The 15,357-nt window shown below is 44.3% G+C and carries 12 protein-coding genes; 7 read left to right on the top strand and 5 right to left on the bottom strand.

Annotated features, from left to right (window positions below; all coding sequences use genetic code 11):
* Positions 1-166: 166 nt before the first annotated feature.
* The 4 genes from AB4371_RS15505 to AB4371_RS15490 all read left to right on the top strand — a co-directional run bounded on the left by AB4371_RS15505 (position 167) and on the right by AB4371_RS15490 (position 6,097).
* Positions 167-1,429: a DUF945 family protein gene (locus tag AB4371_RS15505; RefSeq protein WP_017060405.1), complete on the top strand. Its 1,263-nt coding sequence runs from the start codon at positions 167-169 to the stop codon at positions 1,427-1,429.
* 163 nt (positions 1,430-1,592) lie between these two features.
* Positions 1,593-2,687, top strand: a complete 1,095-nt coding sequence (serC, locus tag AB4371_RS15500) for a 3-phosphoserine/phosphohydroxythreonine transaminase (protein ID WP_017065411.1) — start codon at positions 1,593-1,595, stop codon at positions 2,685-2,687.
* Between the two features lie 351 nt (positions 2,688-3,038).
* Positions 3,039-4,187, top strand: coding sequence for an extracellular solute-binding protein (locus tag AB4371_RS15495; protein ID WP_372055821.1), 1,149 nt, complete (start codon positions 3,039-3,041; stop codon positions 4,185-4,187).
* A gap of 20 nt (positions 4,188-4,207) precedes the next feature.
* Positions 4,208-6,097 carry a GGDEF domain-containing protein gene (locus tag AB4371_RS15490; protein WP_372150293.1) on the top strand — a complete coding sequence of 630 codons (1,890 nt, stop codon included), beginning with the start codon at positions 4,208-4,210 and terminating at the stop codon, positions 6,095-6,097.
* 211 nt (positions 6,098-6,308) lie between these two features.
* Here AB4371_RS15490 and AB4371_RS15485 read toward each other — a convergent pair whose 3' ends face one another.
* A complete protein-coding gene (locus AB4371_RS15485) occupies positions 6,309-7,025 on the bottom strand; it encodes a 3'-5' exonuclease (protein ID WP_017060409.1) in 717 nt (238 codons plus the stop codon).
* Between the two features lie 5 nt (positions 7,026-7,030).
* Entirely contained in the window at positions 7,031-8,920 is a 1,890-nt protein-coding gene (locus tag AB4371_RS15480; protein ID WP_017060410.1) for a DUF294 nucleotidyltransferase-like domain-containing protein, read from the bottom strand.
* Positions 8,921-9,070: 150 nt separating this feature from the next.
* Here AB4371_RS15480 and AB4371_RS15475 point away from each other — a divergent pair, with 150 nt between their 5' ends.
* The gene (locus AB4371_RS15475; protein ID WP_102320457.1) at positions 9,071-9,712 is read left to right on the top strand and encodes an outer membrane beta-barrel protein; all 642 of its coding nucleotides are present in this window, start codon (positions 9,071-9,073) and stop codon (positions 9,710-9,712) included.
* Positions 9,713-9,836: 124 nt separating this feature from the next.
* Here AB4371_RS15475 and AB4371_RS15470 read toward each other — a convergent pair whose 3' ends face one another.
* From AB4371_RS15470 to AB4371_RS15460, 3 genes are all read right to left on the bottom strand, one after another.
* Positions 9,837-11,027 carry an amino acid aminotransferase gene (locus AB4371_RS15470; RefSeq protein ID WP_372150288.1) on the bottom strand — a complete coding sequence of 397 codons (1,191 nt, stop codon included), beginning with the start codon at positions 11,025-11,027 and terminating at the stop codon, positions 9,837-9,839.
* Positions 11,028-11,229: 202 nt separating this feature from the next.
* Positions 11,230-12,771, bottom strand: a complete 1,542-nt coding sequence (locus AB4371_RS15465; RefSeq protein ID WP_372150287.1) for an HD-GYP domain-containing protein — start codon at positions 12,769-12,771, stop codon at positions 11,230-11,232.
* A 250-nt stretch (positions 12,772-13,021) separates the two neighbouring features.
* Positions 13,022-13,321: a hypothetical protein gene (locus AB4371_RS15460; RefSeq protein ID WP_017060414.1), complete on the bottom strand. Its 300-nt coding sequence runs from the start codon at positions 13,319-13,321 to the stop codon at positions 13,022-13,024.
* 218 nt (positions 13,322-13,539) lie between these two features.
* Here AB4371_RS15460 and AB4371_RS15455 point away from each other — a divergent pair, with 218 nt between their 5' ends.
* Together AB4371_RS15455 and AB4371_RS15450 are read left to right on the top strand one after the other, a co-directional pair.
* The gene (locus tag AB4371_RS15455) at positions 13,540-14,943 is read left to right on the top strand and encodes a PLP-dependent aminotransferase family protein (protein ID WP_372150286.1); all 1,404 of its coding nucleotides are present in this window, start codon (positions 13,540-13,542) and stop codon (positions 14,941-14,943) included.
* Between the two features lie 127 nt (positions 14,944-15,070).
* Positions 15,071-15,277 (top strand): hypothetical protein, encoded by a 207-nt coding sequence (locus tag AB4371_RS15450; protein ID WP_102394299.1) that lies wholly within the window; start codon positions 15,071-15,073, stop codon positions 15,275-15,277.
* The last annotated feature ends 80 nt before the right edge of the window (positions 15,278-15,357 follow it).

The raw sequence follows: 15,357 nt of genomic DNA, 5'->3' as shown, positions 1-15,357 counted from the left end.
AGCGACGTCTTTAGCCTAGCAAGAACCGCCGAATAAGGATGAGAGCTAGCCGTTAATTTATTGAGGCAATTGAAGTATCGAGCAATAGACTGATTTAACTCAATGTTTCTTGTTTGCTACTGATGGGTTAGACTAAAAAAAACAGACACGTGTAGAAAGAGAACTCATGGAACAGTTAAGAAAAATTGGTGCAATTGGCGGAGCAATCTCACTGGCACTTTGTTGGCCGCTAGCGGTTGGGCAAATTGGACAAAATGCGATTACCGATGGCGTTGCAAAGCTTAACAATTCAAGCATTCAAGCTGAGATCGTGGAATACGATAGAGGTTACTTGTCTTCCAACGTAACCACTCGTTTAACTGTGACGGATGAAAACCTGAAAGAGCAACTTGCGATTGATGGGTTGCCGAGTGAGTTTGTCATAAATAGTGCGGTTAGCCATGGTTTGGTGAGTCTAAATGCACTGTCGACGTTTGAGAATACCGATATTCTGCCTTTAACTCTGACCACTAGTACTGAGCTAAACGGCAACACTGACTTTAACTTTGAGTTAAGCCAGTTCAATCACCAAGGTTCTGATGAGAATGGGACTTCGGTCTCGATCACTAAATCGAATCTTTCTGGCCATGCGACTGTTTTAGGCCAAGTTGATTACGAGCTTTCAATCCCTTCAGTTCAAATTGATTTTGAAACCGGTGAAGAGGTAACGCTGTCTAATCTGAAAGGTGTGGGTTCAGGCCAACAAGCGAAAGGCTACTGGTTAGGTACTCAGAATTTTACTATCGATAGCTTCTTGGTTTCAGATTCTGCAATGCAGCCTTTCATGACCATTGAAAATTCTAAGTACGATTTTGAATCACATCTAGATGAAGCAACTAAGCGTCTGCGCAGCAACCTCAAGCTGGATATCGCAAATATCGAGACCAGTGAAGGCCAGTTGAACAACCTAAACGTCGATTTTGAAATGTCGAAGTTGGATAGCGAGTCGTTTGAGAAAATCTTTGAGATTTACCAATCTAATCCTGTGATGACGCAAGAAGACGTTGCAGAGATCATTCCATTTATCGATATCCTGTTTGCTAAAGGTTTCGACCTTTCAATGAACAACATGTCGTTAGAGTTAGGTAAGGGACAGTTCGAATCTAAGTGGTTGGTGAGCGTGCCGGAAGGGACCGAAAACATCAGCAGCAACCCTTCGATGATCATGCCTGCATTAACGGGCAACGTTCACTCTAGCTTCTCAAATGAACTTGTTGAAGAGTATCCATTCATCCGTGAAGGTATCGATGAATTGCTTGTGATGGAAATGATCAAGGAAACAGACAGTGGTTATGAAATCAGCGCTGACTTAGAAAATGGAAACCTAGTGTTCGAAAATGGACAAGAAATTCCATTAATCGCTCTACTTATGCCGGTTTTTGTTCAATAAACAGAGCAGGCGTGAATACTGATAGGGTGATTTAGCAGGTTAAGCTTAAACATTTTATACGGTACAAAACAAAAGAGGTCTTAAGACCTCTTTTGTTGTTTTTATGTTGGGTAAAACATGGTATTACTTGCATAGTTATTATTTAGCAGGAGCAATCATCCCCATGGAACTTACATTAGATAACGTATTCAACTTCAGTGCTGGCCCAGCTGCACTGCCTAAACCGGTAATGAAACAAGCGCAAGCGGACTTTATTGATTGGAATGGTTTAGGGACTTCCGTGATGGAAATCAGCCATCGCAGCAAGGAATTTATTCAAGTTGCTGACGAGTCCGAACAGGACCTACGTGATCTTCTGAACATCCCAGACAACTACAAAGTTCTTTTCTGTCAGGGGGGCGCTCGTGCTCAATTCGCTGCTGTTCCTCTAAACCTTTTAGGTGATGCGACGAAAGCGACTTACATTGATGCGGGTTACTGGGCAGAAAGTGCAGTGACTGAAGCGAGCAAATATTGCGAAATCGATGTATTCAACGCGAAGACGTCAATTGATGGTAAAGCAGCGGTTGTTCCAGCTAAAGATTGGAAAATTGACCCGGAAGCTGCGTATGTACATTTCTGTCCGAATGAAACCATCGATGGTATTGAAATCAGCGAGCTTCCTCAAACGGATAAGCCAATCGTAGCGGATATGTCATCTAACATTCTGTCTCGTAAGATTGATGTGTCTCAGTACGGTGTTATCTACGCGGGCGCGCAAAAGAATATCGGCCCTGCGGGTATCTGCATTGCAATCGTACGTGATGATCTACTCGAACTCGCAAACGACGTGTTGCCGAGTATTCTGAACTACAAAGTACTTGCTGAAAAAGACTCAATGTTCAACACACCACCAACCTACGCTTGGTACCTATCAGGCCTTGTGTTCAAGTGGCTGAAAGCTCAAGGTGGCGTTGAAGCGATGGAGTTGGTGAACAAAGAGAAAGCAGCGCTGCTTTACGATGCAATCGATAGCTCAGCTTTCTACAAAAACGATGTTCACACTGCAAACCGTTCTAGAATGAACGTGCCGTTCCAACTGGCGAAACCTGAGTTAGATGGCAAGTTCCTAGAATTGGCTGATGCTGCAGGTCTGAAATCACTGAAAGGCCATAGAGCAGTAGGTGGAATGAGAGCTTCACTTTACAACGCAATGTCTCTGGAAGGCGTTCAAGCGCTGGTTAGCTTCATGAAAGATTTCGAAGAGAAATACGCTTAATCGATGATAGGGCTTTGACTGATAAATTGCTTATTTGATTTTTATTGTGTCGAATGCACCGAACGAGATAGATGCCGCTTTTGCGGCATTTTTTTTGTCGTTAATAATAAAGGGTATGGTATGTTGATTTATTGTAAGAACAGTCATCCAGAGATATGACGGATGTATCAGAATGAGCAGACCTTTCTCTTAAAGCGAGAGTATCAACTGTTATTTAGGCACTTTTTACTATATAACGTGTCGCCCAAAGCTAGGTCTCTAATCATGAGCAGTGAGCGATAAGCCGCATCGCCCGGTTTATTGATGGGCGATTAAAATCCAACGTCTAATTTTTACCACAAGGAACCAAGTGTGAGGTTATTGAGTCTATTTGCGATGCTATTTCCGGCCGTTGCTTGTTCGTCCACACTTGAAATATGGGCTGGTATTAATTATGAAACGGCCGATTATGTAAAAGAACATATCGAAGCGATGACTGATCATCGTGTAGAAATTCGTTCGTTTGACGTCAACAGTATTCGTTCTGAACTGCTTGTTGCTGATCCTAGAGACAATACCTTTCCCGACGCCATCTGGGTTCCTTCTGACTTCTTAGGTCTAACTGAATATATCGATTTAGCGACGCTTCCTGATGCTTGGGTCGATACCCAACGCTATGAGAAAAAAGCGCTCGATGCAGTGGTCATCAACGGTGAGCTTAAGGCGTTACCGGTTGGTATTGGAAACCAAGTCGTTCTGTATTCGAGCAAGCCTCAAGCGCAAGTCGTGACATGGGAGAGCCTAATTGAACGCTCTGCTCAGTCCGATCAAGTGAGCGTGCTTTTTCCCAATCCAAACATGTACTTCTATCTAGCTTTCTATCAGCTTTTTTCTGAAGACTTATTATCGTCGAAGAATGTTAATGGTGAAGGGTTAGTTGCTATCTTTGATTTCATCGACATGTTGCAGCAGAAAAAAGTCATCGAATCATCGTGCAGCGATATTTGCGCGAGGCAGAGGTTCATCAATGGGGAAGTCGAGTTTTTGATTGACGGTGATTGGGCGTTCAGCGAACTCGATGCCGCCTTTGGTCGAGATTTGTACATCAATTCGTTGCCGACCTATCGTGGTGAAAGTATGTCTTCATTTAGTGGCGCAAAGGTTTTTGCTGTCACGGAAAAAGGCATGCAAAACCCAGATAAGAAATTGGCTTTGAAAGAAGTCGTTCAATACCTGCAATCAAACAGTTTCACCTCTTTAGCTCACTCGAGTGCCATGGTTTCGCCGTTTTATGAGGTTAATCAACGCCGTGTTGAGGAAGGTAACCAGACACTTTCAAATATGTACGATGAGTTTCAAGCATCGCAAATGATGTCGAGTGACTACAAGATGGCGATCGTTTGGGAGGCATCGGCTCGGGCGTATCAGCGTTACAAGTCAGGGATGCCAAAGAGTGAACTGCATAAATTTTACAATGATTTTGTTCAATATTACTCGGCGAATATGAGGGTAAGAGATTGAAGCTATCATTAAAATACACCATGGGCTTGGTGTTGCTGGCTTGCTCAATGCTTCCTGTTTACCTAGCGGGACAGTTGATTCTCAATAAACAAAACCAAAGTTCTTTAGAGCAAAAAGAAACCAAGCTGGACAACTCTACGACCGGTATTCGTCAAACCGTACAAGAGCAAATTAAGCTGACGGCGAGCCTAACTCAATGGTATTCGCATGACCGATCATTGATTAAAGCGGGTGGTAATATCTTTTTCTCGAGTGTTGTTTGGGACAAGATGGATAGCTTCAATGCGCTAGCGGAGAGTGTGTCCGCGACTTATATTCTGGACCAAAACTGGAAGCCCATTTATGACAGCAAAGGCAGCTTGTACCATTTTGAGCAGAGCCAGTTATTAGAAAGCTTGAAGCGTCCTCAATCGGTTTATGGGCAAGGGAAATTGTTCCACACCGAGTTTACCGAAACTGAAGTGGCGGATAATGCCGCTGCAGGTATCGCTTTTGTCGCGCCGATTTTACCTTATCGTTTGATAGAAGGTTCTACATACACGCCGCAGGGTTATCTTGTGGTTCTTATGGGGTATGACAGACTTAAGACTAAAGTGACGCCTTTCCTTTATCAAAATGAGTCGGTTGAGTTTAACTATATTGATTCAACGGATGCTCAATCTTCTGAACAAAGTGCGAACATTATCTCTATCGACAGCACATTCTTTACCGACAAATTGGTACTGAACGTCAAACATCATATTTCCGACAGTGAGCGTTTATTAGAGATGCAACAAGCTCAGGTGGTCTTTGTCAGAATATTGGTGGCGACGCTTGCCATCTCGATTGTGTTTGCTCTGTTCCTAAGCCGCTGGTTCTCAGGGCAGTTAAACTTGTTGGCTGAATCTGTTACGTCGTATTCGCATAACCAGTCACCGACTCATAGTGTGGATGAACATCGTTTTACAGAGTTCGTCACGCTGAGTCGTTTATTGGAAACCCTGTGGGGTCGCATACAATACCAAGTCCGTGAGCTTACCGAAAGTAACGATAAACTCGAAAGATTTAATGTTCAGCTAGAGGACTTAGTCGAAGAGAAAACCAGCAAGTTAACTAATTCGCTCGCGCGTGAAGAATCCCAGAAGCATCGTATTTTGAAGATCGTTCAGTTTGCATCATCAAGACACGCGGCTGAATATCGGTTGATTCCTCAAATGGTCGATCAAGAGTTAAAGACATTACTTGTTCAACATTCGATTCAGTTTCATTTTAACCGGACTGGCGAGGCTGACCTGATACTCTGTGACTCACAGGGGACGGCGATCGGGTATTTTTGTTCAAGTTCATTTGATGTCCTCAGTGAAGAAGATCTTCTGATTTTTGACATGTACCAAAAACAGTTAGCTGGTTGGCTAGAGCTCGAAAATATTACACGGATTAACATGCCGACTGGCTGTTTGAATCGTAAAGCTTTTAATGAAGATCTCGAATTCAGTAAACGCAGCATTAACGACAATCAAAATCAGATTTCTTTGATCATTATTGATATCAATGGCTTGAAAACGACCAATGATGTTCATGGGCATGAGATCGGGGATGAGCTGATACAGCGCTGCGTAGACGTAATCAGCCACGAATTGACACCTGCCAGTAACCTATACCGTTTGGGTGGAGATGAATTTGCGGTGCTTACCTTAACGTCTGGTGAGTCGAGTTCGCTCAATGTCGCAAAGATGACTGAGCAGTTGTACATTGCTCAGGAGCAACAGGCAATCGAGACTAAAGCGGGTATCTCTATTCCTGTCAGATTCTCGATTGGTGCAGCCTCTAGTAATTCAACAGACGTTGAGCAATTGTTCTCAGTCGCTGATGAGAATATGTATCAGCAAAAGCGTCTTTATTACCAAACGTTGTCTGTGGTTGGGAAGTAATAATGCCAATCACGCTGACAAATAGCGATCACGATTTTCGACGTCCAATAGAGCGGAACTGCTGCGGTGTGACGTTATAATATGTTTAAACGCTTATGGGAAATGCGCTTAGTCGGGCCAACCGTTGCTTAAACACAGACGATAAAAATGAAAAAGCCCACCAATGGAAAGTTGATGGGCTTTGTGTTTGTATTTAGCTTACGTAACTCAGCTAGAGCCAGAAACTCTTCAGAGGCATCTCAGAGTCAAAGTGATGAGCAATTTGCGCTTGGAGTAGCTCAGCGGTCGCAATAGCGTCAGTTAATGCATGATGCGGCGTGTAGTCGGGCAGATGGTATCGACGACGACTCTGACCCAGTCTCACTGAAGCTGGCTTCTTACCTTTCAGCTTATTCCACAAGCCGCCAGCCAGTTTATTTTGGATCTGAGATTCAATCTCCAGCGTGTCGAGGACTGGGAACTCAATGCCTTCACCGAGTCGCACTTTCAATGCATTGTCCAAAAAGTCACGTTCGATACGACGATAGTGAACCACAGGGATATGTCCCGCCATTGATTCTAAGATCTCGCCCAACACTTCGCTAAGGTCTGGCGCATCAATGATGTCATTGTGAGTGATGCCATGAATCACGACAGACTCTTCTTCAAGTTTCTGTTTTGGTCTTAGAGTCCAGTGTTTGGCTTGTCGCAAGTAGATGCGATTGAGCGTAAATGGCACTAAACCAATGGTAATGATGCCGTCTTTGTTTGGGTTTAACCCCGTTGTCTCAAAGTCGACAGCCAAAAACATCACTTCTGAAAGTGGCGTATCAGGCGCAGGAAGAGGCTGGCTATAAAAGTGCTTTAAGCGCTCGTCTCTCGCTCGTTCAAGCTTCTGAGCAAACTTAAATGGCCAATCGACCGCAGGTGATCTGAATAGTTTGTTCATAGGCCCTACTTAAACTTGTTGCTGGCTTGATAACGGAACTTAAGGAAGTTTTGCGCATTACTTAATATTTGGAATGCATCCTTTAGGTTACGTCGTTCGAAGTCAGACAGGTTCTCTGGCTCGATGTTGTTATCAGGCTCGATGTTGTTGTCGACATCGTGTGCTTGGTGGCGAATACGAACCAGAGAGATAAACTCCATCGCATCTTTCAAATCTTGAGCTCGGCCTTTTGGCAGAATACCGGCGTCAATAATGTCATCTAAGCGTTCGAACGAGTTCTTAGAGCGAGACGCTACCGCGAGCGAGTGAACACGAATCAAATCGGCGAGTGGCGCAGTACCACGACGCTTAAGGTTGATAGAGTTGTTGTGACGGCCATCTTTCTCCATCACGAAATCTTTGAAGAAGCCGAGCGGAGGTGTACGGTTGAGTGCGTTACGTGCAAGACACGCCAAGAAGCGATTGTTCTTACGTGCGCGTCGAACAATAAAGCTGTTCAATTGCTCGGCCCATTTCAGACGACCATAAACGCCATCTAAGTCGAAGAAGATTGAAGCATTTAACAGTGCTTTCGGGTTTGGATCATCAATCCAATCGGCAAAGCACTCTTCCCATTGTCGACGAGTCATACGCCACGTTGGGTTAGTCGCCATGATATCGCCAGTACAATACACATAGCCACACTGATCTAAGCCATCACAAATAAAGGTCGACAGCTCCTCAAAGTATTTACCGTGCTTTTTCTCGTCGTAGGTATCATCAAGAATGATTGCGTTATCTTGGTCGGTAACCAGCAGCTGCTCATCACGCCCCATAGAGCCCAGTGCGAGGAAACAGTAAGGAATAGGCGACTTGCCCAATTTCTCTTCGCCCAGTTCGATAATTCGCTGCTTAAAGCTACGACCAATTACCGACATTGCAGTACCCACCATGTGGGCGTTGGCATCTTCGTTAACTAAGCGCACAAAGCTGTCTTTTACTTGCTCGGAAAGCACCTTCAGATCTTCGATACTTTGTTGCTGGAAGATACTACTTACCAATAACAGCGAGTTTTGAGACTCATAACGAACAATATCGGTCGCTTCGATAATACCAATCGGCTTCTTATCTTTAAGCACTGGTAAATGATGCACGTTATAGCGAAGCATGGTCATCATAGCTTCGTATACGTAAGCATTGTGATCGAGAGAGATAACCTCAGGTGTCATTACGCTAGAGACTTCATCCGATGGGTCAAGCCCTTCAGCTAAAACGCGAGTACATAAATCTCGGTCGGTGATGATGCCAATCACGGGTGTTGAGTCATCTTCATCATCTTCAACGATTTCTGGGTCGATGATCAACAAAGAGGAAACATTATCCTGTGCCATCATGGTCGCAGCTTGCTGAATCGTGCGCGTTTTTTCGATCATTGGTGCTTCGCTGGTCAGCAGCGTTTTAACCTTGGATGTCGTTAAGTCGTTAGCGTCGTTGCTGTCTGAGTTGGCTTGGCGCAGTCGCGCGTTATCTTCTACTTCTACGAAATCGGCAAAGGAGTCGTAGTTGTCGTAGAGCTCTTGGAAGATAGGCTCAGGAATACAGTAAAGCAGGGTATCTTCGGTGGCTTTAACTGGGAAACGCACCTTGTTGTTGGTCAGTAGGCCCATTTGACCGAACAAGTGGCCTTCATCCAGGCGGTTATAGAGTTCGCCTTTACGGCGGTAGACTTCGACTTCGCCACTTCGAACGATGTATAAGTCATGAATTTGATCACCAAAGTGAATGATAGGGGTATCTTGGCGGTAATAAGAAATTTCCACGCTACTGGTCACTTTCGCCAACATCTCCTCAGGGAGTTCTGTGAAAGGGGGGTATTGTGCCAGAAAGTTTTGAATCTCTAATAACTCAGCATCCATAATGATCATCCATTGGTTTGTATGATTTCATGGTACAACATTTGATAATATTTTGCCGTCACAAATCAATCTGTGAGCTAAAACCTTTTTAAAGTCTTATGGATAGACTAACCTTTCAATTAATGGAGTGACAGTTTAAGGATGATAGGAATGTCGAAGTGGAAGCTTAGTTTTGTATCTGCGGTTTTTATGTTTTCTCCAAGTTTGTGGGCGGACACTAACGCGGTGGATATTTTAGATTACGACCATATTTATGCCACGGCGCATTCGGGCAGTTTAAATGAAGATGCAGGCAGTAATAATAACGCCTCGTCGTATGGATTAGGCGTCAGTTACGCGATGACGGATGATTGGTCGTTGCTGGGAGACTACAGCGCACGCTTTATTCACCCTGATGACACCACAACTCGAATTGATACGCTGATGCCAGGTGTTGGTTACCGTTACAGCATTAAGAAAGATTTAGATATAGTGGCTTACTACCTGCTTGGTATCACAAAAGGTAAGGTTGAAGATAATGACACCAACCGAACTGAATCTTCAGACACTGAGTTCATCCAAGGGGTAAAAGCTGAGCTTAACTATGGCTTTGCGAAACGTTGGATAGCTAACGGGAGTGTGCAAGTGAATCGAAGTGACCTGTTTGATGAAGAGGTCTATCACTTAGGTTTACGTTATCTAGTGACCAATAAGTTTGCGATTGGTGGGTCATATCAACATCGAGATGGTGAAGGTAAAATTCGTAGCGAGCGTACTCACGAGCTAGGAGTGGAATTTTTCCTAGAGTATTAGCCAGTAACGAAAAGGCTAAGTGCACTAATAGCTCTTATATACAAAGAGACAGACACAAAAAAGCCAGCTTAATTGCTGGCTTTTACACATCTATTGGTCTGCAAATACAGGTTTCGCTTTTCGATTAAAGAACCGCAGCGATACCTTTACATAGAGGACCCATGTTTGACTTAGTCATACCAGCAACACTGATACGGCCAGAACCAACAATGTAGATTGCGAATTCGTCTTTTAGGCGAGTTACTTGCTCTTTGCTTAGACCTGAGAACGAGAACATGCCGTTTTGACGTTCGATGAATGTGAAGTCTGCATCAACACCTTCTGATTTCAGTGTCGTTACGAATAGTTCACGCATCTCTTGGATACGGTCACGCATTTCTGCCACTTCTGCTTCCCATTCAGCACGTAGATCAGCATCACCAAGGATGTGAGTAACGACAGCACTGCCGTGGGCTGGTGGGTTAGAGTAGATAGAGCGGATAATGCTCTTAACTTGAGAGAATGCTGTCGTTGCTACGTCTGCTGATTCAGCAACCAGAGTGAATGCACCAACACGCTCGTTGTACAAGCCGAAGTTCTTAGAGAACGAGCTAGCAACAAGGATCTCTTTGTTGTATTGAGCAAAAATACGTAGGCCAGCAGCATCTTCTTTAACGCCTTTTGCAAAACCTTGGTAAGCAAAATCGAATAGAGGAAGCAGTTTCTTCTCAGCAACCAGTTTAGCAAGAACTTCCCACTCTTCAGTTGTTGGGTCGATACCTGTTGGGTTGTGACAGCAGCCGTGAAGAAGAACGATATCGCCTTCAGAAGCTTTCTCTAGGTCAGCAACCATGCCAGCGAAGTCTTTGTCTTTAGTTTCAGCGTTGTAGTAGCTGTATTGAGCAGTTTCGATACCCGCAGCAGCGAAAACGCCGTTGTGGTTAGCCCAAGTTGGGTTACTGATCCAGATTTTTACGTCGCCCAGTTGGCGCTTGATGAATTCACCCGCTACGCGAAGTGCACCTGTACCACCTGGAGCTTGTGCTGTTTTAGCGCGCTGAGATGCAACGATCTCTGCGTCTGAACCGAAAAGAAGTTTCTGTACCGCTAGACCGTATTCAGCCGTACCTTCAATCGTTAGGTAAGATTTGGTTTTTTCGTTTTCAAGAAGTGCAGCTTCTGCTTTCTTTACTGTTTTAAGTACAGGCGTTTGACCATCTTCATTTTTGTAGATGCCAACACCAAGGTTGATTTTCTCTGCACGAGAGTCTTTTTTAAACTCTTCAGTAAGGCCGAGGATAGGATCGGCGGGAGCAGCTAACACTTTTTCAAACATAATCTTCATCCATGTCAATTGAGAGGGGATAGTATCTATGGGTAGTTATACCTGTATGGAATTTTTAAGACAATACGAAGTGAACAGAAAGGCTAAAAAAAATCCATTTCAATCAGATTTATTGACTAAAGAGGGTATTTGATAACAAAACACCCTACGGATTAACCTATAGGGTGCAAGAAGTTAGTGGATTTTGAATAGATTACGCTGGTTGAGCAATAAAGCTTTCGCGCTCGAGTTCACTCGCTACATTTTTGCCATCTTTGTAGGTCGCGGCAATTGAAACAAATGCTTGTTCAACCGCTAGAAAAGCTTGGACAACTTGCGGATCAAAATGCGTCCCATTGCCCTCTAAAATAATCTGTTTAGCTTGTTCATGAGTAAAGGCTGGCTTGTAGACTCGCTTCGAGATGAGCGCATCATAAACATCGGCCAATGCCATTAAACGGCCAGATAACGGGATATCTTCACCAGACAACTGATTAGGGTAACCGCTGCCATTCCATTTCTCGTGGTGAGTCAGAGATATCTCCTTTGCGACTCTTAAGAAAGAGCTACTTCCCAACTGCTTTTCTGCAATAGATAACGCTTCAGCACCAATCGAGGGGTGACCTTTCATTATCTCAAACTCTTCGTCAGTCAACTTACCTGGCTTCAATAACACGCTATCAGGCACACCGACTTTGCCTACATCGTGCAAAGGCGCAGATTTGTAAAGCAACTCGATGTAGTTTGGTGTTAACAAGCTTGAATGGGTCTCTGACTTGCTGAGCTCTTGTGCTAGTACCTTGACGTACTCTTGAGTTCTTAGGATATGTGCGCCCGTTTCATTGTCTCGAGATTCAGCCAATGCCGATAAGCTCACAATGGCCACGTCACGTGTGGTTTTCACTTCGTTTTGCGCGGTTTCAAGGCTATCAAGCATGGTATTGGTCATAGATGCCATTGATCCAAGCTCGTTGTAGCCGAAAATAGGTAAGTGAACGCCTTGCTCGCCATTGGTGACTTTGTTTAATGCGTGCTCTTGGCTTAGGAGAATACGCTTAATTAGCTTACTCCAAAGCGTCATGATGGTTATCGCGTAGCCACCCAGTACCACAGCCAAATAAATAAACTCTTTGATCACGCTGATCTTGCCGGTGCCATCCAATAAGCGGTCAGGGTTGTGTTCTAGCCAGAAGATGTCTTTAACGGCAATCATCGTCAACATAGTCGTCAGTGTTACCAGAAGCACGATAACCAAGCCTATCATCTGCTTGACCAGTGAACTTCTTTCACCAACCAGTTGGAAGTCGAATTGTCCAGTCGTCTCCATTTTATCCATTTGGCTGAGCTTGGCATTCAATTGAAGAATGGTTCCGGTAAAGAAGCCGAATAGACTCATGCCAAACAGCACCTTCAAATTACTATCTATGGTGAATTCATAGCTTAAGTTGTAGTAGAGCGCGAAAGGCACACTTGCAGCAAAAAATAGCAGGGTATCGAGTTGCGTGAATCGGCCTTGCTTGACCAAGGTATGTTGCGCCAATGGGTAACGACGTGCGAGCCATAATAAGATAAACACAATACTGACTTGTGTGAAAATCTCTAACGTCGTTAAGCTATCGAGCATAGGGCACACCCGACTGCCATAGGTGCCAAACAGCACGCCAGCAATGACGTATAACTTAGTCGTTAGCGATTGATTGTAATTTGAAGTATCCATCGGTAAGCCTTTGTTCTCATTCTTATTAGATTTACGCATTCATTGATTCACGACTTTAGAATTGCGAATGATTAGCATAATTGACGTGAATAATACCGGAAATTCTATCGATAGCTTTCGTGGATTGATACAAGAAACTGGTTTGTGTTAGAGATTTGTTAGCTAGGTGGGGGTTATTGCAGCATTTTTATGAAGATGCTTGAATAGCCCCGGTCGAGGGTCGAGGCTATTCAGTCTGTGTATTGGGTTAGAATCGCCCGTGATTGAGTTCGCTATCTACTTTAACCCGTTACTTTTTGAGATTGATTTCAGCTTCGATTGAGCCGGTTTCAATCTCAGGGTGAGACGCTAGTTTGTCTGCAGCCCATTGGTTGATGTGTTTCAGAATAGCAGACACCGCGTGTTTTTCCGTTGGTGCTTGGTCTTGTTCGACATCGATCTTTTGCTTTGGATGTGAGCCTGTCGCATCTTCAGCAATATGGAGCCAATCTGGGTGCCAGTAATATGGCTGACCGCTCGGTGTTGTCCAACTGTGAACACCGTTTGACTCTCCTTTATAACTTAATTGGTCTGCTTCTATTTTTTTCATTGTTATCTCGCATGTTTTTGGGTTACATCAAATTATTGAGGTAGAAAGCCAACTTAGCTCCTACCTTGGGTACAAACTTAGCAAAGCTTACAAAGTTATCTGTGAACCAATTCACACTATTGTGGAAATTAGGTGCGATCATATGGATAGCAGCAATAGTTGTTGGCGTAAGTGATAAAATCACCGGCTCACAGAATTTCTCTAGGTAGTACAATTAGATGGCGCGTTATGAAGAGCTTGCAAAGGATATTCGAACTCAGATAGCTAACAATACGTGGCGATCCGGAGAGAAGATCCCTTCGGTACGCATGAGTTGTCGAAATTACAACGTCAGCAATAGTACTGTCTTACAAGCCTACCAGTTGCTAGAAAGCGAAGGGTGGATCATCGCTAAACCTCAGTCGGGCTATTTTGTAGCGCCAAGGCTGGACGGCGTTGACTACGCACAGCCACTCGTTAGTGAAAAGAAAGCCATTAATGACCGCTTATTTGATTTCTTGAAGTCGAGTTCAGCCGAAGGTGTGATTCCTTTCGGCTCTGCATTCCCAGATCCCGACCTTTTCCCGTTACCTACCTTGACTCGAAACCTTGCCAGCGCGGGTAGGAAGATGACTGGCGCGAGTGTGATAAATAATTTACCACCGGGCAGTGAGTCCTTGAGAAGGCAAATCGCACAGCGTTATCTGCAGCAAGGGATTACGGTTAATCATCAAGACATCGTGATTACGTCGGGTGCTATGGAAGCGCTCAACTTGAGCCTGCAAACGGTCACCAAGTCGGGTGATAACGTCGTGATTGAGTCTCCCGCCTTCTATGGTGCTCTGCAGGCTGTCGAGAGGCTCGGGCTTAACCCTATCGAAGTGGACGTTTGCCCAATCAATGGGTTGAATATAGAGCAGTTTGAAAACGCGCTACAAAACCAAGATGTTAAAGCGTGTTGGCTGATGACGACTTTTCAAAACCCAACGGGAACCAGTTTGTCGGAACAGGCAAAGCGCCGTGTGGTAGAGATTGCAGAACAGCATGGAACCTACATTATTGAAGATGACGTGTATGGCGATCTTTATTACGAAGGGCATAAGCCGAAGCCACTAAAGGCCTTCGATAAGACCGATTCCGTCTTTCTTTGTGGGTCGTATTCAAAAAGTTTGTGTCCTGGTTATCGAGTAGGGTGGGTTGTGAACACGCGTTTTAACGACGTGATTCAAAAGTTACAGCTTCTTTCTACGTTATCGAGTAGCGCTCCTGTTCAACTTGGTGTCGCTCATTTCTTAACGCATGAAAGCTACGACAATCACCTTCGTAAACTGCGTAAAAACCTTGTCGTCAGGAAAGAGCGATTTATCGATGTCATTAAGCAGTACTTTCCGCATTCAATCGAGATTGAAGAGCCGGCTGGTGGTTACTTGATATGGATTCGCTTTTCTGAAAAATTCGACAGCCAACAGTTTCATCAGCTGGCTATCGAACAAGGTATTAGCGTTGCATCTGGCGATCTGTTTAGTGAGCATGGCAGAGTGGATAACGCGATACGATTGAACTTCTCTTATGAACTGACAGAAGAGAAAGAACAGGCGCTCATCTGGCTTGGCAAACTGGCACATCAACTTACGCACTCGTAAAACCTTAAGTCCCTCATAAAAAAGACAATCATTCCAACTGTACGGGTTGTTTGTGGGGTAACTGTACGCCTAATTGACCAAAGAGTTGTGATTCAATAACGGTAGACCAAATATTGGAGATACCGTTATGTTGAAAATGACCATGGGAAATGAAGTTAAGCTGATTATTGTCGCTATTGTGTGTGCGCTTCTGCTTATTCTCGGCCACGTACTGCTGGCAAAAGCATTCGCTGATATGGCGTGGGCGGAATACACCACTGCCGCGATCCCATTCGTTATGATGGCAATTTGCGGTTTTGCAATAAAATACGCTATCGACCAAGATGTGGATTAGCTTTTGAAATAATGAGTCTCAGATAGTGGCACACAGAAGCATCTGGACTCGTTTTATTCCGAACAAACAAAAACCTCCGC

The organism is Vibrio sp. 10N.261.51.A3, assembly GCF_041471965.1.
GTDB classification, from domain to species: domain Bacteria; phylum Pseudomonadota; class Gammaproteobacteria; order Enterobacterales; family Vibrionaceae; genus Vibrio; species Vibrio crassostreae_C.
The sequence above is the reverse complement of the archived record's forward strand: the minus strand, read 5'-3'. Positions and strand labels throughout refer to the sequence as shown.

Bases quoted from the DNA above. Each gene is read 5' to 3' on its own strand.
- AB4371_RS15480 (WP_017060410.1), bottom strand. From the start codon at position 8,920: ATGGATGCTGAGTTATTAGAGATTCAAAACTTTCTGGCACAATACCCC.
- AB4371_RS15475 (WP_102320457.1), top strand. From the start codon at position 9,071: ATGTCGAAGTGGAAGCTTAGTTTTGTATCTGCGGTTTTTATGTTTTCT.
- AB4371_RS15460 (WP_017060414.1), bottom strand. From the start codon at position 13,321: ATGAAAAAAATAGAAGCAGACCAATTAAGTTATAAAGGAGAGTCAAAC.
- AB4371_RS15450 (WP_102394299.1), top strand. From the start codon at position 15,071: ATGTTGAAAATGACCATGGGAAATGAAGTTAAGCTGATTATTGTCGCT.
- AB4371_RS15455 (WP_372150286.1), top strand. From the start codon at position 13,540: ATGGCGCGTTATGAAGAGCTTGCAAAGGATATTCGAACTCAGATAGCT.
- AB4371_RS15470 (WP_372150288.1), bottom strand. From the start codon at position 11,027: ATGTTTGAAAAAGTGTTAGCTGCTCCCGCCGATCCTATCCTCGGCCTT.
- serC (WP_017065411.1), top strand. From the start codon at position 1,593: ATGGAACTTACATTAGATAACGTATTCAACTTCAGTGCTGGCCCAGCT.
- AB4371_RS15465 (WP_372150287.1), bottom strand. From the start codon at position 12,771: ATGCGTAAATCTAATAAGAATGAGAACAAAGGCTTACCGATGGATACT.
- AB4371_RS15505 (WP_017060405.1), top strand. From the start codon at position 167: ATGGAACAGTTAAGAAAAATTGGTGCAATTGGCGGAGCAATCTCACTG.
- AB4371_RS15485 (WP_017060409.1), bottom strand. From the start codon at position 7,025: ATGAACAAACTATTCAGATCACCTGCGGTCGATTGGCCATTTAAGTTT.
- AB4371_RS15490 (WP_372150293.1), top strand. From the start codon at position 4,208: ATGGGCTTGGTGTTGCTGGCTTGCTCAATGCTTCCTGTTTACCTAGCG.